Origin of the sequence: Pseudomonas syringae pv. coryli str. NCPPB 4273 (genome assembly GCF_000972175.1) — a bacterium.
In the GTDB taxonomy this organism is placed as follows: Bacteria; Pseudomonadota; Gammaproteobacteria; order Pseudomonadales; family Pseudomonadaceae; genus Aquipseudomonas; species Aquipseudomonas syringae.
The window spans coordinates 32,071-51,454 of the sequence record NZ_AWQP01000069.1 but is presented as its reverse complement, the minus strand read 5'-3'; the positions used below and the strand labels follow the sequence as shown (position 1 = coordinate 51,454).

At 59.9% G+C, this 19,384-nt stretch carries 14 protein-coding genes; 8 read left to right on the top strand and 6 right to left on the bottom strand.

What is annotated here, in order from left to right:
* Nucleotides 1-13: 13 nt before the first annotated feature.
* The 3 genes from P406_RS23890 to P406_RS23880 all read left to right on the top strand — a co-directional run bounded on the left by P406_RS23890 (nucleotide 14) and on the right by P406_RS23880 (nucleotide 4,745).
* Nucleotides 14-445 (top strand): hypothetical protein, encoded by a 432-nt coding sequence (locus P406_RS23890; protein WP_003410106.1) that lies wholly within the window; start codon nucleotides 14-16, stop codon nucleotides 443-445.
* Nucleotides 442-1,176, top strand: coding sequence for a DUF72 domain-containing protein (locus P406_RS23885; RefSeq protein WP_046237553.1), 735 nt, complete (start codon nucleotides 442-444; stop codon nucleotides 1,174-1,176). Before P406_RS23890 ends, P406_RS23885 begins: the two co-directional genes overlap by 4 nt.
* Nucleotides 1,177-1,424: 248 nt before the next feature.
* The gene (locus P406_RS23880; protein ID WP_046237552.1) at nucleotides 1,425-4,745 is read left to right on the top strand and encodes a type III effector HrpK domain-containing protein; all 3,321 of its coding nucleotides are present in this window, start codon (nucleotides 1,425-1,427) and stop codon (nucleotides 4,743-4,745) included.
* 59 nt (nucleotides 4,746-4,804) lie between these two features.
* Here the strand turns inward: P406_RS23880 and P406_RS23875 are convergent, their stop codons facing one another.
* From P406_RS23875 to mqo, 4 genes are all read right to left on the bottom strand, one after another.
* Entirely contained in the window at nucleotides 4,805-5,182 is a 378-nt protein-coding gene (locus P406_RS23875; protein WP_046237551.1) for a response regulator, read from the bottom strand.
* A complete protein-coding gene (locus tag P406_RS23870; protein ID WP_046237599.1) occupies nucleotides 5,179-8,163 on the bottom strand; it encodes an ATP-binding protein in 2,985 nt (994 codons plus the stop codon). Before P406_RS23870 ends, P406_RS23875 begins: the two co-directional genes overlap by 4 nt.
* Before the next feature lie 400 nt (nucleotides 8,164-8,563).
* Complete coding sequence (locus P406_RS23865) at nucleotides 8,564-8,800, bottom strand: hypothetical protein (RefSeq protein ID WP_010411190.1); 237 nt, start codon at nucleotides 8,798-8,800, stop codon at nucleotides 8,564-8,566.
* Between the two features lie 157 nt (nucleotides 8,801-8,957).
* Nucleotides 8,958-10,601: a malate dehydrogenase (quinone) gene (gene mqo, locus P406_RS23860; RefSeq protein ID WP_044309634.1), complete on the bottom strand. Its 1,644-nt coding sequence runs from the start codon at nucleotides 10,599-10,601 to the stop codon at nucleotides 8,958-8,960.
* 891 nt (nucleotides 10,602-11,492) lie between these two features.
* On the opposite strand from mqo, the gene P406_RS23855 reads away from it, so the two are divergent.
* Genes P406_RS23855 through P406_RS23840 form a run of 4 tightly spaced genes read left to right on the top strand, consistent with a single transcriptional unit; the run spans nucleotide 11,493 to nucleotide 16,353 of the window.
* Nucleotides 11,493-12,173 carry a (2Fe-2S)-binding protein gene (locus P406_RS23855; RefSeq protein WP_003420887.1) on the top strand — a complete coding sequence of 227 codons (681 nt, stop codon included), beginning with the start codon at nucleotides 11,493-11,495 and terminating at the stop codon, nucleotides 12,171-12,173.
* Nucleotides 12,173-13,156, top strand: a complete 984-nt coding sequence (locus P406_RS23850; RefSeq protein ID WP_046237550.1) for an FAD binding domain-containing protein — start codon at nucleotides 12,173-12,175, stop codon at nucleotides 13,154-13,156. The genes P406_RS23855 and P406_RS23850 overlap by 1 nt, the downstream gene beginning before the upstream one ends.
* A 9-nt stretch (nucleotides 13,157-13,165) precedes the next feature.
* Nucleotides 13,166-15,382: a xanthine dehydrogenase family protein molybdopterin-binding subunit gene (locus P406_RS23845; protein WP_046237549.1), complete on the top strand. Its 2,217-nt coding sequence runs from the start codon at nucleotides 13,166-13,168 to the stop codon at nucleotides 15,380-15,382.
* 2 nt (nucleotides 15,383-15,384) lie between these two features.
* Complete coding sequence (locus P406_RS23840) at nucleotides 15,385-16,353, top strand: XdhC family protein (protein ID WP_046237548.1); 969 nt, start codon at nucleotides 15,385-15,387, stop codon at nucleotides 16,351-16,353.
* On the opposite strand, the gene P406_RS23835 is transcribed toward P406_RS23840, so the two are convergent.
* The gene (locus P406_RS23835) at nucleotides 16,334-16,957 is read right to left on the bottom strand and encodes a nucleotidyltransferase family protein (protein ID WP_046237547.1); all 624 of its coding nucleotides are present in this window, start codon (nucleotides 16,955-16,957) and stop codon (nucleotides 16,334-16,336) included. The two genes, P406_RS23840 and P406_RS23835, sit on opposite strands and share 20 nt — an antisense overlap.
* A gap of 140 nt (nucleotides 16,958-17,097) precedes the next feature.
* Between P406_RS23835 and P406_RS23830 the strand changes: the two genes are divergently transcribed.
* Entirely contained in the window at nucleotides 17,098-17,682 is a 585-nt protein-coding gene (locus tag P406_RS23830; RefSeq protein ID WP_003416370.1) for a flavin reductase family protein, read from the top strand.
* A gap of 303 nt (nucleotides 17,683-17,985) precedes the next feature.
* Here P406_RS23830 and P406_RS23825 read toward each other — a convergent pair whose 3' ends face one another.
* The gene (locus P406_RS23825) at nucleotides 17,986-19,377 is read right to left on the bottom strand and encodes an aldehyde dehydrogenase family protein (RefSeq protein WP_046237598.1); all 1,392 of its coding nucleotides are present in this window, start codon (nucleotides 19,375-19,377) and stop codon (nucleotides 17,986-17,988) included.
* Nucleotides 19,378-19,384 lie beyond the last annotated feature (7 nt).

The window sequence follows — 19,384 nt, the reverse complement described above, 5'->3', positions numbered from 1 at the left end:
TACAGAGGACTTCATGAATCGAACCGTCAATGCTGCAGAGTTGCATATCGATTTTGCCAAGGACCCGGAAAAGGCCTTGTTCAAGTGGCTCATTGCAAGTTTTCTGATGGGCAAGCGAATTCAGTCGGCCATCGCCTGTGAGGCGTACCGGGTGATCATCGAAAAGCATGACCGCGACACGCCACGCAAACTGGGCCAATGCACCCATCGCGAGTTGGTCAGCATGCTCGGCGAAGCGCATTACGTGCGCTATGACGAGTCCACGGCCGATAGACTGCTGGCGCTGTGTGCCAGGCTCAACGCCGACTATGCGGGCACGATCGGCAATCTTCACGAGGCGAGCGAGGACCGCGCAGACTTCGAGAAACATCTGGCAGCCTTCGACGGCATTGGCCCCAAGACTGTGGAAATATTCATGCGTGAAGCCGGCAAGGTGCTGTATTGAACACCCCGTTGTCATTGCGCACAGGCTGCGCGGGCTGGAGTCTGGGGCGCGAGCACTGTGCTGCATTTCCCGCTGCCGGAACGCATCTGCAACGTTATTCGTCACGCTTCAACACCGTTGAAATCAATAGTTCGTTCTACAGGCCACACCGTCCGCAGACTTACAGGCGCTGGGCACAGTCGGTGCCTGACGATTTTCGCTTTTCGGTAAAGCTCCCCAAACTGATTACTCATGATCAACGGTTGCAGGATGCTGAAGTGTTACTGGATGTGTTTCTTTCCCAGTGCAGTGAGCTGGGTGAAAAACTGGGTTGCCTGCTTATTCAACTACCGCCTGCTCTTGACTATATTCCGGATGTCGCAGAACGCTTTTTTAAAGCGCTGCGCAGTCGTTACAGCGGCACACTTGTTCTTGAGCCGCGTCATGAGTCCTGGTGCCAGGCCGAGGCACTTCTGGTCGATCAGCGTATTGCACGAGTCGCGGCCGATCCTTCGCCGATCAGCGCGGGCCATGTTCCTGGCGGATGGCCAGGCGCCCGCTACTGGCGGCTGCACGGCTCACCGAAGATTTACCACAGTGCCTACGGCCCTCAACGGCTGGAGTTTCTGGGCCGGCAGGTGCTGGCGTCGGTGGAAGAGGGCGTCGAAACATGGTGCATATTCGATAACACGGCCAGCGGTGCGGCAATCGAAGATGCCCTGTTACTTCAGACGCTGAGCCACGCACGATAAGTTCGCCTCTTTCCTGCGCCGTATCCGGTCGTCTGGTGTACGGCAAGTTGCGCGGTGATGTCATCCCTTCTTAATGCAAAGTCTTTCTAATCGTAATTGATAGCGGACGCCTGACAGTTATCCAGGCTCCGTGCCTCTGCCTGCAAAGGCCCGTCTCGCACCAGGCCAATCCGTAGCGGCGCGCGCTGCCTGCACGAGCGGCGTTGTAACGCCATGGAACGTCTGGTGGCCAATGGAAGGAAATAACAATGACGACTGTTAGCAAGATCAGCACTGAAAAACCCACCGATCCTACCGATGCCAAAGCCTGGGAACAGGCGGTACAGCAATCACGTGAGGTCGGTATCGAGTGGCAACTGCCTGCCGATGACAAACGCTCCGCTCAGCAGATCATCGACGATAGCCCGCTGCTGAAAAACCTCGGCGGGCGAGGTGACCGAGGGGAAGCCAGGGAAAACCTGATTGCTCAGGTCGGTGACTACACCAAGGACTCAAGTGCCGCGTTTCGAGCCGTGCAATTGCTCGAACACATTGAAACCTTCGACGCCAACGGTGACCGTCTGGCCGGCAAGGACATCGGTAATAATCGTATCGATGGCTACACCAGCAGCAGCGATGCCCGGCACGGCACGGAGGCCGGTCGTCTTAAGGATTTCGGCAAGGACGGTTTCTCGAGCCTCAAGGGCAAACTGCACGAAATCAGATCACCTGCCGATGACCCTGCGGTTCGCGAACAGGCCGAGCAGCTCGGGATTCAGTGGGAGCGGCCGAAGGACGATGAAAGGGACGCCAGGAGTATCGTCGACGGTGACCCTTTGCTCAAAAACCTGGGCAATCAGAGTGACGTCAGGGACATGCTCAAAGAGCAGGTCGGCGACTTCGATACCGACGCAGATGCAGCCTATCGAGCCACTCAGGTGCTGGCCCATATCGAACAGTTCGACAGCAGTGGTGGACGAATCGTCGGCAGTGACGTGGCCAACGGCAGTATCAATGGTTTCACCAAAAGCGGCGAAGCCCGTAACGGCACCGAAGCCGGTCGTCTGCAGGATTTTGGCAAGCACGGTTTCTCCAGCCTCTCGGGTCAATTGAGCAATATTTCGGCGGCTGGCGACAACACCCAGGCTCGCGAACAAGCCGAAAAGCTGGGCTTTTTGTGGGAGCTGCCCAAGGACGACACGCGCTCGGCACAGGAGATCATCGACGCCAATCCGCTGCTCAGGGATCTCGGCAACCAGAGCGGTGTCAAGGACATGCTCAAGGAGCGCGTCGGAGATTTCGAAAAGGACGCCAACGCAGCCTTTCGCGCGGTTCAGGTGCTCGACCGGGTGACGATGTACAACGAGAAGGGTGAGATTCAGTCTGGGGGCGATGTGTTCAACAGTCGAGTCGATGGCTTCACCAAAGGTGCCGAAGCGAAGCATGGCACCGAGGCTGGACGCTTGCAGGACTTCGGCAAACTGGGCTTCGATGCGCTGCCGGCGCTGAAAAAGACCGAAGACATCAGCAGTTACAAGGACTTTCTGAAAGCCAGTCCCGATGCTGATGATGCCTCGAAGCAAATCGCCCGCTACGCAGCAATCCTCGACGAGAACCATGACGCGATCAAGGGCAAGAGCGGTTCTGCGGACCTGACCGCCGAGGCGCTGGCGACCTACCGGGACACGCATCCGCAGCTCGGCAAGGAAGTCAGGGAAGCGCTGGATTTCTGGTCGCAACCCGGCGCCTTTGCGCTGCTCGATAATGCCAAAAGCCCGCTCGAGCAAGGCACCGATGGCAAGGCCAGCCGTGGTGACATTCAGGCTTTCCTCAAGAATAGCGCGCCGAAAGACGTCGGTGCCGTGGGCACGCTGCTGGAAGCCGTTGCAGAGGGCAATCTGCTCAACAAGGTCAGCACCGACGCGCTCGACAAGGATGTGTTCGAGCATCCGCAGAACTACACCGCAGAACAGAAGGCCGCAGTCCTGCAGGAACTCAAGGCTGCCCAGAGCCTGATTGTCGAGGGCAGCGGTGCGGGCATGTGGAAGGACGACAAGTCTCAGGTGCAGATTGCCAATAATGTACGCAGTCATCCCGACCCGCAAAAGCTGCTCGATGACGTCAACGAGCATATCTCGTTGCTCGAAAAGGACCCCGAGGTGGTCACGTTTTACAACGAGAACGCGACCAGCGAATTGAGCAAGGTGCTTGAGGGCAGCGACGGGCTCAAAAGCGCCTTGCAAAGCACTTACGACAATGACATCAAGACCGGCAAGGCCCTCGACAAGCTGTGGGACGCCAACACTAAGGACGGCAAGACCGATCAGCAGACGGCTCTGGCCCGGTTCTACAGCTCGGCTCAAAGCGTTCAGGAATCGCTGGGCGTGAGTGATCCGGGTGAAATTCAAAAGGCCGTGCAAAAGTCTGCGCACAATAAGGATTTCGAATCGTTCTACGAAAAAACGCTGGTCTCGGGTGAGCGACTCAACGAGTTGTTGAAGACTGAAAGCTTCGAAGTGGCAACCAGCCAGTTCAGCATGGAAGTGGCGATGTATAACGCTGCGCTGAACCCCGAGTTCACAGGAAAGTACGACGACAAGCTGACTGAAAACTACACCGCCATTGCCCAGAACAACGTCTTCAAGGACGCTAGTTTCGAGGATCTGAAGAAGGCTTTTGGCAAGGATGGCGGCGATACGCTGGACGAAGCAAAAGTCAGGTCGCTGATCGACCAGATCGGTGAAAGCAACCCCGAGTTGCTGACCAATGCCGACGGCAAGCCGGCTACGTCCGACCAGATTCTGGGCGTGTTTCGAGGGAATTGGGATCTGTTGCGTCAGGGCACCAAGTCCATTTCCGAACTGGGCCTGTTCAGCGATAACTCTTCGATCAAGGCGGCTTCCGGTGCCGGAGTCCTGCATGGTGTCAGCGGCCTATTCATGGCCGGTATCACTATCGCCAAGGGGGCAAATGGCGCGGGGGCGCTGACTGATCGGCAGATCGTCGACATCACCACAGGTTCGGTGCAAAGCGCTACCTTGCTGACCGAGGGCGGCGTCAAGAATGTCACCACGATGTTCAAGGACATCAAGGATATGCTCGAGCCGGACATCTACAAGGAGATAACCACCAACCTGTCGAAACTGGAAAACGCTGCCAAGGGGCTGGGCGGACTGGCCGGAGTGGCTGCAGGGGCCTATGGCATCTTTGACGGTGTGAAATCGATCAGGAGAGGCGAGCTGGTCGCCGGCGGCATGAGTATCACTGCCGGGTCGCTGGGCGCAATGGCCGGTCTGGCATCAGCGGCGGAGGGCGCGGCAGGTGTCCTGCAATTGACGGGCAGCGTGGTGCGCGCCTTGCCGCTGCTGGCCGGCACTCTGGGACTGGCCGCCGCCGGGGTGGGCGCAGTGGCGCTGCTGATTCCCGGCATGATCGAGGAGGGCAAGCAGGAGACCCGCGTCGACCGGTTTTCCGATCACCTCAGGGACTACCTGACCCAGTACGAGATCGATGGGGTCAAGGACGGCACCCTCATGGACGTGCCGGACAGCGAATGGCCGGGGCCGGAAGAAACCACCATCGCTTCATAATCGGAGTGGTCAGGCCGGAGCGCCCCGGCCTGCTCTCTGACGCCGATCGAAGTAGCGAATCAGGTCTCAAGCAGCTCACTCAACGCTTCGCTCAGTTGCTCGGCACTGAACGGCTTGGCGACGCAACGCCGGTTGAGCCACGCGTCGGGGATCCCCAGCCGGCCGTACCCCGAGCAAAACATGAAGGGTATGCCGCGATCGGCAATGGCAGCGGCTATCGGGAACGAGTCTCCGCCAATAATGTTGATATCCAGGATGGCCAGGTCGTACTCGCCGTTACGCGCATATTCAATGCCGTCGTTCAGCGTGCTGGCGTGGTAAGCGGTCGCGAAACCCAGGTCCTCGAGCATCATCTCCATCAACATGGCCAGCATGGTCTCGTCTTCCACCAACAGCACTTTGGGGAGCGAGGTCTGGTTGTCCGATTCTGAACTCATAAGTGGCTTTCCGGTTTGTCTGGCCAGGGAATCAGCATTGTCCAGACGATCCCTGTACGGGCAAACTGAATGTCGGCCTGGCCTTTGAGTTCTCGCTCGATGCTGCGGCGTATCAAGCGCAGGCCAAAGCCTTTCACGGTGGTTGCGACGACCGGCGGGCCGCCTGTTTCTTTCCATTCGATTTTCAGCGTGGGCGCAGAGGGGGTGGCAGTCAGCGTAGAGGTCACTGTCACCTGACCTGCCGCTGAAGAAAGCGCACCGTGTTGCACTGCATTGGCCATCAGTTCATGGAGCACCATGGAAAGCGTCAGTGAAAAGCGCGGCTCCAGGGTCACCGGGTCGCCTTCGAAGCTGATCCTGTGTGCCCCCGAGTCCACCTCCTGCAGTTGCTCTATCAGGTCGACCAGTTCGGTGGAAATCCATTCTGCACGCGCCAGTGCATCGTGCGCCTGGCTCAGGGCGAACAGGCGCGCACCGAAGCTCTTGTGAAAGGATTCCAGTGACGCAGAGCTGTTGACAGTAAGAGAGGCGATGGCCTGGACGGTTGCCAGGGTGTTTTTTACCCGATGGTTCAGTTCGTTGAGCAACCCGGCGCGGGTCAGACGATCTTCCAGTTGCTGGCGCTCCAGTTTGCTGGAAATGGACTGGGCCAGTCGGTGAGTCGTACCGTTCTGCTTTAAAAATGTCGTTTCGCCAACGGTATCCAGCCCCTGATGCACCGGCAGGGTGAAGGAAAAGACGCTCCCCGAATCCAGTGAGCTGTCAGCCCACAGACGCCCACCGTGGGCCGTGATAATGCCCTGGCATATATACAGTCCCAGGCCGTTACCGCGCGGATTGCCTTCCTTGACGGACCAATAGCGCTGGAAAATGAAAGGCAGGTGTTCGACCGGGATACCGATCCCGTCATCACTCACCCTGAACAGCACCTCGTGCTGATCGGCGACTGCATCGATGTTGATTCGGCCACCTTTCGGGGTGAACTTGATGGCGTTACCAACCAGGTTGGAAAGTACCTGAAAGATTCGTTCCGGGTCCGCATCGACCACCAGGCCTTGCGCGGCGGTGCAGTTGAGCTCGATGTTCTTTTCGGTGGTCAGCATCACCAGCAGGCTGCAGGCTTCTTCCAGCAGGCTGGTAACACTCAGCGGCAGGCGCGACAGCTGATAACGGCCGGCTTCGATCTGCGCGGTATCGAGCAGGTCTTCCAGCAGGCTGTTCATGCGCGTCGTGGCTTTCTCGATGGTGCCCAGCGCACGGCGGATATTGCGGTTTTCAAAGTGTGTGTCGCCCACCGCCCAGCGTTGCATCATGCCGCACTGCATGATGATGATCGACATCGGGTTGCGCAGGTCATGGGAGACCACGGCGACCAGCTCATCACGCAAACGGACCGCTTCCTGTTCACGCTGCACCTGACGCTCCAGGTCGCTCTCCAGAGCAGAACGACGAATGTCTTCAGCGCCATAGAGATCTGCGCGCGACCAGGGTTTGGCAATGCCGTTAACCTCTTGCTCCCAGACATCGAAAGACTGCCTTGGATGCAGACGATGACTCGCGGAACTCTCCGGACGGGTGCTGACGTGATGGGTCGGGTCGCCGCTCCAGTTCATTGTGGAGGTGAGTTGGGCACGAAACCACATCACTGCGTTATCAATCGGCTTGGGCAGCGTGAACGCAATGACGCCGCTGGCGACGTCTTTGTAAACGGCGCTGGCGGCCAGCTCCCTCTGCATGGAGTTGGTGTGGAAAACTCCCAGACCCTGCAAGCCCGTCGCCCGCTGTCTGGTGCGTTGATGCGCCAGGCCGGTGTCGCGTATCCAGGTGTACAGCTCACGCACTTGTTCGATTGCAGGGCAGGTGCCGAACAGATGAACCTGATCGTCAATCAGCACAGCCGCACCGTCTGCCAGGGTCAGCGACATGAGAAGCTCGGGCCGGCTCACCAGCCCGTCGAGCACTTCATGATTGGCGCGACTCATGGCGTCTGCCAGTTGTCCGAGCAGGGCAACTTTCGCTTCCCGCTCGCGCTGCACATCGGTCGCGACAATGGCGGAAATTTTCACCGACAGTAACTGACCGATCATCGCGCAGGCATCGCGCAGCTCTCTGGACACCCGCAACGGCTCGGGATGACCGCAGGCAACCAGGCCCCAGAGCTCGCCGCCATCGAGCAACGAGATACTCATCGACGAGCGTACGCCCATGTTCTTCAGGTACTCGCAATGCACTGGCGACACGCTGCGCAGCGTCGAGAAGCCCAGGTCGAGCGGTTGCCCTGTCGCCGGGCGCAGGGTCGGTATCAGGGGCACGGGAACGTAGGTGGCGTCTGGAATCACACGAATCCAGTTCAGCCGATACAGTTCCCGCGCCTGGGCGGGAATGTCCGAGCCAGGGAAGTTCAGGCCGCTGTAGCTGGGCAGTGGCCCGGTCAGTGCCTGTGCAACGACTTTGCCATGGCCCTCGGGCTCGAACCGGTAAATCATGACCCGGTCGTAGCCGGTAAGCGCCTGAATCTCGTGCACACTGATATCGAACAGCGTTTCCAGGGTGGTGGCGGCCTGCAGGTTGCGTAACACCCGTGCAAGGATTCTGGATTGTCCGTGACCGGTCTCTACGAAGTCCTCCAGCTCGATAATCAGCACATCGTCGATACGCTGCAGCGAGGCGCTGTAGTGGGCGGTTCCGAGCGTCAGTTTTATCGGGTCGATGTGCGGGGCGGCGGGGTGGCCGTACGCATGGTCGATGAGGGCCGACTGTTCGGGCGACAGTAGCCATGACAAAGGCTTGCCCAGCAACTCCTCAGCGGTCATCCCGAGTGCTGTTGCGCAGTTGGCGCTGACCTGTTCAATGCAAAGGGGAGCGCCTGCAACGCTGAGCAAGACGCCGTGCGGCTGAATCGCGCCAGGAACACGAATCGGCTCTCGGGCACATTCGGCAAGCGCAGCCTCAAGCGCTGCGTCAGGCTTTGCATCCAGCATGTCCTTGATCAATTGCGTGAACTCCACAGGGTGTTTCAGCCGGGAACAGCCAGCCACTGCTTGGTACGACGTGCAGTCGTTCGACGCTGAACGCGATTCAGATGGCTTTTTGTCGGCCGCAGCGGGAATTTGGGCGGCCAGCGGCCCGGATGGACAGCGCAAGAAAATGCGAGGTTGCCGCGAAAGTGCGGCGTGGAGATCTGGATGACGCGCTCTGCTGATACAAGCCAGAGATAGAAGGAAGTGGGTCACCATAACAGGTGCCCGTTGGACGCGTAGCTTTAACTGACTCTGTCGGGGAAATGCCTGCAAGCTGGCAGGTGTGGGCCTTTGAGGCCCTGCCTGCCGTTTTTAGCGAATTATCGGCAAGTGCTGGGTTGCTACAGGCCCGCTTGGGCAATCAGCCCTGGCCATTCAGCTTGCGCTCGAGCTCACGGTTTTTAGCACGAAGCGTTTCGGCATCCTGCTCTTTTTCCTTGATGGACGTCGGGGTGATGACCTTGTCCACGCCTTCGGTTTCGGGATTTTCCTGCGCTATGTCCTTGTGCACCACATCGACCGGCTTGCCGGACTGGTCTGTGGTTGGCGCGGACTGTTCAGGCGTGTGGCTGGAAGGCTTGTCAGTATGCTTGCTCATTGCAGTTCCTCTCTGTGTGTCGTCCTGGTTGGAGGAGCAAACGACGCGAAGAGTTCGACGTGTTTTCATGTGGGCAGGGTGTGCCTGCGCAACGGCGTACAAAAAAAAAGCCCCGCCAGACAAGGTCTGGCGGGGCTTTGCTCAAGCTGTGAAAGCCTTAGAGCGCCATGTCACTGGCTGGATTGCTTTTCGCGGGCTGAGCAGCAGGTGCAGGTGTTGGAGCATTACCTGTCTTGTTCACCGGTGGTGGCGGGGTCAGCTGCAGAACTTCGGATGTGTAAGCCCATTCCTCGGCAACACGGTCCGGATTGTTGTTCAGCTTGGTGCCATAGCTAGGCACGATCTGATGCAGTTTTGCCTGCCATTCCGGAGTCGCTACCTTGTCCTTGAAGACTTTTTCAAGCACGCCCAGCATGATCGGCGCTGCAGTCGAGGCACCTGGCGAAGCACCCAGCAGGCCGGCAATGCTGCCGTCCTTGGAAGCAACGATTTCGGTACCCAGCTTCAGAACGCCGCCTTTCTCTTCGTCACGCTTGATGATCTGTACGCGTTGACCGGCTTGCATCAGGCGCCAGTCTTCTTTTTTGGCGTTCGGGAAGTACTGCTGCAGAGCAGCGAAGCGATCGTCGTCAGACATCATCACCTGACCGGCGAGGTATTCGATCAGCGGGTACTGTTCGATACCGACGCGAGTCATCGGCCACACGTTGTGCGTGGTGGTGCTGGTCAGCAGGTCGAAGTAGGAACCGTTTTTCAGGAACTTGGTCGAGAAGGTCGCGAATGGGCCAAACAGGATCACGCGCTTGCCGTCCAGAACACGGGTGTCCAGGTGCGGAACCGACATGGGTGGCGCGCCAGTCGACGCGATACCGTAGGCCTTGCCCATGTGCTGCATGGCCAGGGTCTGGTTGTCAGTGACAAGCCACGAACCGCCGACCGGGAAGCCGCCGTATTCCTTGGCTTCAGGAATACCTGATTCCTGCAGCAGATGCAGCGCTGCACCGCCGGCACCGATGAACAGGAACTTGGTGTCGGTCTCGGTGACAGTACCGTCTTTCAGGTTCTTGTACTTGACGCGCCAGGTGCCATCGTCGTTGTGATTGATGTCTTCGACTTCGCTCGACAACTGCAGATTGAAATTCTGCTTGGCTTTCAGGTTGGCGACGAACTGACGAGTGATCTCGCCGAAGTTGACGTCGGTGCCGATCGGGCTCCAGGTCACGGCCAGCTTCTGCGCCGGGTCACGACCTTCCATCATCAACGGGACCCACTTCTTGATCTGCTCGTGGTCTTCGGAGTACTGCATGCCGCTGAACAGCGGGCTGGCTTGCAATGCTGCGTAACGCTTGCGCAGGAACTGGATGTTGTTGTCGCCCCACACAAAGCTCATGTGCGGTGTGGAGTTGATGAACGAACGCGGGTCCTTCAGAACGCCGGTCTTGACCTGCCAGGACCAGAACTGACGGGAGATCTGGAACGCTTCGTTGATCTCGATGGCCTTGGAGATGTCGACGTTGCCGTTCTTGTCTTCAGGGGTGTAGTTCAGTTCGGCGAGCGCCGAGTGACCGGTACCGGCGTTGTTCCAGCCGTTGGAGCTTTCTTCGGCGACGCCGTCGAGACGCTCGACCATTTCCATCGACCAGCTCGGCTCCAGCTCGTTGAGCCAGACGGCGAGGGTTGCACTCATGATGCCGCCGCCGACGAGCAGTACGTCGACTTTCTTGGTTTCAGCCGCCTGCACGGGCATCAGGCCCATGGAAATGGCCAGACCCAGGAGGGCCGTGTTCACTTTCTTAAACATTCTGTCATCCATCTGATAAACGCCATCCGCCGACTACTCCTGGGGAAACGGCCTGTCACATGCAGCGAAGCCTGCGACAAACACTCGCACCCACGGGGACTAGAGGTGGACATACAAGGCCAATATAATACCGCTCGAGACCTCAATTTATGTCCTGCTGCGCTGACTTCTTATCATCATTGGATTCAGCGTCATGAGTGACATTTGCTCTGTTGGTGTGCTGCGATGCCCGAGAGTCTTCCCCTCTGAGCCACTTGCGAAGACACACCTGGTCAGCCTGTTCACGGAGTCTGAGACGCCGCATCGGAGCATGGAGGCACGCTCGACGCGCAATTTTATCCACGCGTACTGCGACACACCCTCGGTGGCATACCGGCAAAGACGCGGTATTTTCGCATAATGTGCACCCCCGTTGCGAGGTGCCATCATCAAATTGGCCATGAATGCGTTGATTTAGACACTTCACGGCCTTCCACTGCCTATCTGTATCGGCATTTTTGTCCGGGCCTTTAGCCCTCACACGGATATGGCCCTCACTCGGTCTGAAACTCTCCCCGAACAGCGCGTTTGTCCGGCTCTCGTGCATTGATGAGCCACGCTCATAACGGCGTGTGGCTTTGCCTGGCTAATCAGCGCGCCGACCTCCTGTTAGGGTCCGTATACGGCCGCCACGCCTGTAGTCGCAATGTTCGGATACAGACGTCCGTCAAACAGTTGGAACTTTAGAAGCGCAGACCAGTTAAACACTTGTAACGGGTGATAGCGTTTTGGCTTTGATTACCCCCTGAAAATAAAGGCAGCACGTCAGTGAGCAGGCGTAAGCCCGGGACGCTGACCACACCATAACGCCCGTCGCTTTACAGCAGCGACGGCTATTACCGAGTGATCCTGATGACCGAACCCAAGAAGCACAAGGAAACTGCTGTCGACAGCAGCGCCGTGCAGCCCTCACGCCGAAACTTTCTGAAGTTCGGTGCCTCAGGCATTGCTGCGGCCACGCTGTCTACCTGGATCCCTTCCGACGGCCTGCTGCAGGCGGCGCCTTTGGCACCTGCGGCCCCCGTGGTCGAAGACAGTGACGCACCCGCAGCGGGTGAGCAGCGCATCCAGTTGAAGGTCAATGGCCAGGTTCATACCCTGAACGTGCCGGCCAATGCCGTTCTGCTCGATGTGCTGCGTGACCGCTTGCAACTGACGGGCACCAAGAAGGGTTGTGACCACGGCCAGTGCGGCGCCTGCACGTTGCTGGTCAACGGCCTGGCGATCAACTCCTGTCTGTCGATCGCGGTTCAGCATCAGGGCGACAGCATTACTACCATCGAAGGGCTGGCCGAGAACGGCAAGCTGCACCCGGTACAGGAAGCGTTCTGGGAACACGACGCCTACCAATGCGGTTACTGCACCTCCGGACAGATCATGAGCGCGGTCGCGATTCTCAAGGACCCGAACATTGCGTCCGACGACGCCAGCGTCAGAGAGGCCATGAGCGGCAATATCTGCCGTTGCGGTGCCTACAAGAACATTCTGTCTGCCGTGCAATCTGCGCGCTCGAAAATGGGAGGTGCTGCCTGATGCGAACTTTCGACTACGCTCGCGCCGCTTCGCCCGCGCAGGCTTTCAGCACAGCGTCCGGTGAAGGGCAACGCTTCTATCTGGCCGGTGGCACAACGCTGCTGGATCTGGTCAAGCTCGACGTGATGCAACCGCAGCAACTGGTGGACATCAACCATCTGGCGTTGAAGCAGGTCGAGTCGCTGCCGGATGGCCGCCTGCGCATCGGCGCGCTGGTCAGCAACACCGACCTGGCCAGCCACCCGCTGGTGCAGGAGCGCTATCCGGTTCTGTCCGAAGCGATTCTTGCCGGTGCGTCGACCCAATTGCGCAACAAGGCAACCACCGCCGGCAATCTCATGCAACGTGTGCGCTGCCCGTACTTTCGCGACGGTATTTCAGCCTGTAACAAGCGCCAGCCGGGCTCCGGTTGTGCAGCCATTGGCGGTATGAACCGTAGTGTGCACGCAGTGCTGGGCACCAGCGATCATTGTATTGCCACGCATCCGTCGGACATGTGTGTCGGCATGGCGGCCATCGGCGGGCAGGTTACCGTTCAGGGCGCCAATGGCTCGCGGGATATCCCGTTCGCTGACTTTCATTTGCTGCCTGGTGATACGCCAGAGCGCGAACATGCGCTGGCGCCCCATGAGCTCATCACCCATGTGACCCTCGACGCGCCGCTGTCAGGCAGCCGCTCTTCTTACCTGAAGCTGCGCGACCGTACTTCTTACCAGTTCGCCCTGGCGTCCAGTGCGGTGATTCTGGTGATGGACGGCAAACGCATTACCAATGTGCGGATTGCGCTGGGTGGCGTGGGCACCAAGCCGTGGCGTGCCCTGGACGCCGAGCAAGCGCTGATCGGTCAGCCTGCCGACCTGGACACCTTTACGAAGGTTGCAGCGCTGGCGATGAAGGGCTCGCGGGCCTATGAACACAACGCCTTCAAGATCCCGCTGGGTCAGCAGGTCATCGTCCGCAACCTTCGTGACCTCACGGCCTAGGAATTTCTCATGAGCGAAAACATCATTGGTGTGCCGCAGCGTCGTATCGACGGCGGCAAGAAAGTCAGTGGTCAGGCGCGCTATGCCGCGGACCATCCGATGGGCAAGATGCTTTACGCCTATGGCGTCTATAGCATCATCGCCAACGGGCGCGTGGTGGCCATAAAGGATCAGCAGGCCAAGGCGATGCCTGGCGTGGTCGATATCTTTCACCACGACAACTTCCCCACGCTGCACCGTACTCCGAACACCAAGCTGAGCTTTGCCAAGATGCTCTCGGCCAGCAAGGCGGACGAGCATCGCCTGCCGTTCGAGGACGATCGCGTCTACTATCCTGGCCAGTTTGTGGCCTTGGTGGTGGCCGAGAGCTTCGAGCAGGCGAGGGCGGCGGCCTATCGCGTGACGGTTGATTACGACGAGCGTCCGGCGGTCAAGGACCTTGCAGAAGGCATGCGCGTCAATGGCGCTCGCGATGGCGGTGCGGGGCACAATCGGGGTAACCCGGACAGCGCGTTCGACGGCGCAAAAGTGAAAGTCGATCAGATCTATACCACGCCGGTTGAAGTGCATAACCCGATGGAAATGCACGCCAGCACCGCCTGGTGGCAGGACGGCAAGCTGTTTGTCTATGAAAGCACTCAGGGCGTGGTCAACCACCGCAACCTGCTGGCCAACGTCTTTGACCTTTCCCCCGACCGGGTGGAAGTGCGCGCGCCCTTCATCGGCTCGGGCTTTGGCGGCAAGCTGTGGCCGTGGCCGCATTCGGTCGCCGCGTGCGCCGCTGCCAAAGTTACCGGGCGACCGGTGCAACTGGTGTTGCCGCGTGCGCAGATGTTCACCACCGTGGGCCACCGCCCGGAAACTCGCCAGCGTCTGCGTCTGGCCACCGATGCGAGCGGCAAGCTGGTGTCGATTCGTCACGAGTCGTTCAACAACACCTCGATGCTCGATGACTACACCGAAAACTGCGGTGGCGTGACCAAAAGCCTGTATGCCTGCGATAACGTGCTGGTCAGCCACAAGATCAGCCCCATCAATCGCGGTACGCCGACCTCCATGCGCGCGCCGGGCGCGGCCCCGGGCCTGTTTGCACTGGAGTCCGCCATTGATGAAATGGCCCTGGCCAGTGGCATGGACCCTCTGGCATTCCGCAAGCTGAACCTCTCTGACAAGGATCAGAGCGCAGGCCTGCCGTGGTCCAGTAACCACCTGCCTGAGGCCATAGACAAAGCCGCCGAACGGTTTGGCTGGCACGCGCGCAAGGCCGACGTCGGTTCGATGCGCGAAGGCGATGAAATTATTGGTTACGGCATGGGTGCCTGCAATTGGGAAGCCTATCAAGTGCCTACCGATGCGCGGGTCATTCTGCGTTCCGACGGCACGGCGCTGGCTCAGTGCGGCTTGCAGGACATCGGCACCGGCACGTACACCATCGTCGCGCAGACTGTCAGTCAGTTGACCGGCATTCCCATGGAACGCGTCGAAGTGGAACTGGGCAGCTCGTCGTTCCCGGCAGGCCCGGTGTCCGGCGGCTCATGGGTCACCGCCAGCGTAATGCCGGCGATTGCCGGCGCCACCCGCGAAGCGTTGCAGAAGCTGCGCCAGTACGCCGTCAGCAAGGATGCCGTGTTCGCCGGACAGGACGCCGAAGCGATCAAGGTCGAGAACGGCCAACTGGTCATGGGTGAACGGCGTGCAAGCTTCGTCGATGTGCTGAACGGCCAGCGCCTGTCGCGTGCAGAGGGCACTTTTCAGAGCGGCATGCCTGAGGCGGGCAAGTACTCATTCCGCTCGTTCGGTGTGCATTTTGTCGAGGTGCGCTGGGACCCGGGCATATCCAGCCTACGCGTCTCGCGGGTGGTCAGCGCCATTGACGTGGGCAAAGTGGTCAACCCGCTGGCGGCACGCAATCAGGTGGAAGGCGCGATTGTGATGGGCATCGGCATGGCCTTGTTCGAGGCCGGTGAATACGATCCGCGCAGCGGCATGCCGGTCAATAACAACTACGCCGAGTACGTGGTGCCGGTGCATGCGGATCAACCGGACATCGACGTCTTGCTGCTGGATTATCCGGATTACAACCTGAGTGAATTCGGCGCACGAGGCATCGGCGAGATCGGTGTGACCGGGCTGGCCGCAGCAGTGGCCAATGCGGTGTATCACGCGACGGGTAAACGGGTACGCAGCCTGCCGATCAGCAAGGAAAAACTGATGGCAGGGTTGTAACGATGAAACAGCTTGATTTGCAGGTTGTACAACAGGCGCGGGACTGGCTGGCCAGCGGCAAGGCCGTCTGGCTGTGCACGGTTCTTTCCACATTCGGTTCGGCCCCGCGCGGGCCGGGGGCGATGCTGGTGGCGCTGGGCAGCGGCGAGCATCGTGGCTCTCTGTCGGGTGGTTGCGTGGAAGAGGATTTTCTCGAGCGCGTTGCTGCAGGGCAGTTCGAGCCGGTCAATCAGGTGGTTCACTACGGCGACGGCGGTTTTGCGCCAACGCGGGCCCTGCCGTGTGGCGGTGTGCTGGATGTGCTGATCGAGTTCATCGCGCCAGGGCCTGAAGCCGATGCACACCTGGCGGCCATCGAGCAGGCGCTGGCCGGGCGCGAGCTGGTCAGCAGGCAGGTGCAACTGGGCGGCGTGCGCAGAGAGATCGGGCCTGCGACGATGGGCGAGTCGCGTGTGCAGGTGGATGGCGAAAGCATCAGTATCCGCATGGGCGCGGTGTATCGTGTACTGCTCGCCGGACTGTCGCCAGTGGCAGAGTTCTGCGCCAGTTTTGCCGTTGCCATGGGCTATGAGGTGATCGTCTGTGACCCTCGTGTCGAGGTCACATCGGGGTTTTCCATGCCGGGTGTCGAGGTGCGTGGCGTGCTGCCTGCGGTGTTCATTGCCGAGGGCGGTTGCCACAGTTCGACGGCCGTTCTTGCTCTGACGCATGATCCGAAGCTGGATGATCTGAGCATGCTCGAGGCGGTACGTACCGAGGCGTTCTACATCGGCGCGATGGGCTCGATGCGCACCAGCAGCAAGCGTCTGGAGCGTCTGGGGCGAATTGGCGGGCTGGACGCACAGGTCCTGGACCGGATCCACGCGCCCATCGGCCTGAACCTGGGCAGCAAGACACCTTCCGAGATCGCCATTGCGGTAATGGCCGATATCCTGCGGGTGGCCAACGGTGTCAGTCGTGCCGAGGTGTAAGGTGTTGCCGGCAGGCTTCTGCCAACGCTGACGGGGTGTCGGCGTCACGCAATATGCCAAGGTCATCGCAGTGCAGTACGTCACATGCCTCGGGGTTTTCGATGATCAGGGCCTTCGCGCCCTGGTCGCCTTCCAGCTTGAGCAGCGCTGGCCAGAACCTGCGGCCAATGATCACTGGATGGCCGCGTTGGCCCTCGTGCATGGGCAGGACGATGCGCTGAGGATCGGCCATTCTGGCCAGGTCATGCAGGGTCTGCGGCTGTATCCAGGGCATGTCCGCAAGAACAATGGCAACCGCATCGGCAGAGGAGTCCATCACTGCCGCAACGGCGCTCGCCAGGCTGTGGCCCATCCCCAGTTCGGCCTGTTCGCTGCGGATGATCGTGACGTTCGAGGCAATCCCCAGCGCATCCGCCTGGTCATCAGGGCGCAATACCACCGCCGTTTTGCCGAATGCGTTTTGCGCGTTTTCCAGGCATGCCGTGAGCAGGGTCCGCCCGCAGGGCAGAAGCGCCTGCCGTTTGTCACCGGCAAAGCGCCTGCTGCGGCCCGCTGCAAGGACCAGGGCGAACACTTCGGGGATCTGGCTGTCTATCCTGCTCAATCCGAAACCTTATGAGTGGGTGAAAGGAGAGGGCGCACGCGGCTTGCCCGTCGCACCCTGCTGTTCTGCTGATGCACGCACAATGCCTTATTTCGCTGCCTTGCCGGTAGCGGCACGAATCATGTTTTCGAGGGTTTCAAGTGGACAATCATATTCGTCCTGTCGAGCTGGAAAAAGCCTACCGTTTGCTCAACCACGGGCCGACCGTGCTGGTCTCGTCCAGCCACGAGGGCACGCATAACGTCATGGCTGCGGCCTGGGCCTGTGCGCTCGACTTCTCGCCGCCCAAGGTGACGCTGGTCATCGACAAGATGACCAAGACCCGCGAGCTGGTTGAGAAGAGTGGCTACTTTGCCCTGCAGGTGCCCAATCTGGATCAATTGCAGATGACCTTCGACGTAGGCACCCAGAGCAAGGTCTTCACCCCGGACAAGCTGGACAAGGCCAATGTGGACCTGTTTCGCATCGACGGTCACGACTCGCCGCTGGTCGCAGGCTGCTCGGCGTGGCTGATCTGCAAGGTCATTCCCGAGCCGCACAATCAGCAGACCTATGACCTGTTCATTGGCGAAGTGGTGGGCGCCTGGGCTGATACCCGTGTGTTCAAAGACGGACACTGGGAATTTGAAAAAGCCGATCCGAAATGGCGCAGCCTGCATTACGTCGCGGGCGGGCATTTCTACACGATTGGTGAGCCTGCGGTGGTAGAAACAGGCGACGAGTAATCGCGATGTCTGGCCCTGACGATCTCCACTGGCCGTAAAGGCCTCTTCGTGAGCAAGCTCACTCCCACACAAGCACACTCATCGTTCCCGTGGGAGCAAGCTTGCTCGCGAAAGCGGACTGACTGCTCTGCAAATAGTCAGCGGCTGCACCAGCCTTTTCATGAGCAAGCACACACCGCCTCCGTGGGAGCGAGCTTGCTCGCGAAGGCGGACTGACTGATCAGCAGACATTCAGCGGCTTTCGCGAGCAACGCGGATCGCCGCCCCGGTCACTCCCGTAACGGCTGTGTACCTGCAGAACCCTCAGTGACGATCCCGCCATACGGTCTGCGCATTGCAGAACTCGCGTACACCGAAGTGCGACAGCTCACGGCCAAAGCCGCTTTTCTTCACGCCGCCGAAGGTTACACGCGGGTCTGAAGCGCTGTAGCCGTTGATGAACACACCGCCGGTTTCCAGTTCTTCGGTCATGCGCTCGGCCAGTTGCAGGTCGCGGGTATAAATCGTTGCGGTCAGGCCGAAGTCACTGTCATTGGCCAGCTCCAGGGCGTGCTGCGCGTCACGCGCGGTGATGATCGACGCTACCGGGCCGAACAGCTCTTGCCGGAACGAAGTCATCTTATCGGTGACGTCGCCGAGCACGGTCGGCTGATAATAATTGCCCTGGCCTTCGGCCTTTTTGCCGCCCAGCAACAGTGTGGCGCCTTCGGCGAGTGTGTCCTGCACCTGGGCATCCAGCTCGTCGCGCAGGTCGAAGCGCGCCATGGGGCCAATGTAGGTTTCGGCGGAAAGAGGGTCGCCTGTTACCAGTTGACGTGTTTGCTCGACGAATCTGCGGGTGAACTCCTCGACCACGCCTTGCTCGATGATCAGGCGCTTGGCCGCTGCACAGACCTGCCCGGTGTTCTGGAAGCGGCCAATCACCGCCGCCTTCACCGCCTGATCCAGGTCCGCGTCATTGAGCACGATGAACGGGTCGGAACCGCCCAGTTCCAGCACGCACTTCTTCAGTGCCGCACCGGCCTGGGCGCCGATGGCCTGGCCGGCACGCACGCTGCCGGTCAGGGTGACGGCTGCGATGCGCGGGTCGGCAATGGCGTTTGAAACGCCTTCCGGGGTGACGTTGATGACCTCGAACACACCCTCAGGGAAACCGGCACGCTTGAACGCCTCGAGCATCAGGTAAGCGCAGCCCATGACGTTGGGCGCGTGCTTGAGCACGTACGTATTACCGGCCAGCAGGGTCGGAATCGCACCGCGCAGCACTTGCCAGATCGGGAAATTCCACGGCATTACCGCGAGAATCGGGCCCAGCGGACGGTATTCGATCCGCGCCTTGTCATGCTCGACCTGAGTCGCTTCGGCCACCAGCATCGCCGGGCCTTGCGCCGCGTACCAGTCGCACAGCTGCGCGCATTTCTCGACCTCGCCTCGTGCCTGGGCGACGGGCTTGCCCATTTCCTGGCTGATCATGCGGGCAATGTTGTCGACGTCATCACGCAGGGCCTGACCCATGGCGACGATCAGTTGCGCACGTTGCTGAACCGGCGTGCGCTTCCAGCCGGCAAAACCGGCAGCCGCGCGCGACAGGCTTTGATCCAGCGCGGCGGCGGATTCAAAGGCATAGTGACCGATCTGCTCGCCGGTGGCAGGGTTGATCGAGATTGCATGGGTGTTGCTGGTGACAGTAATCATTGCGCCA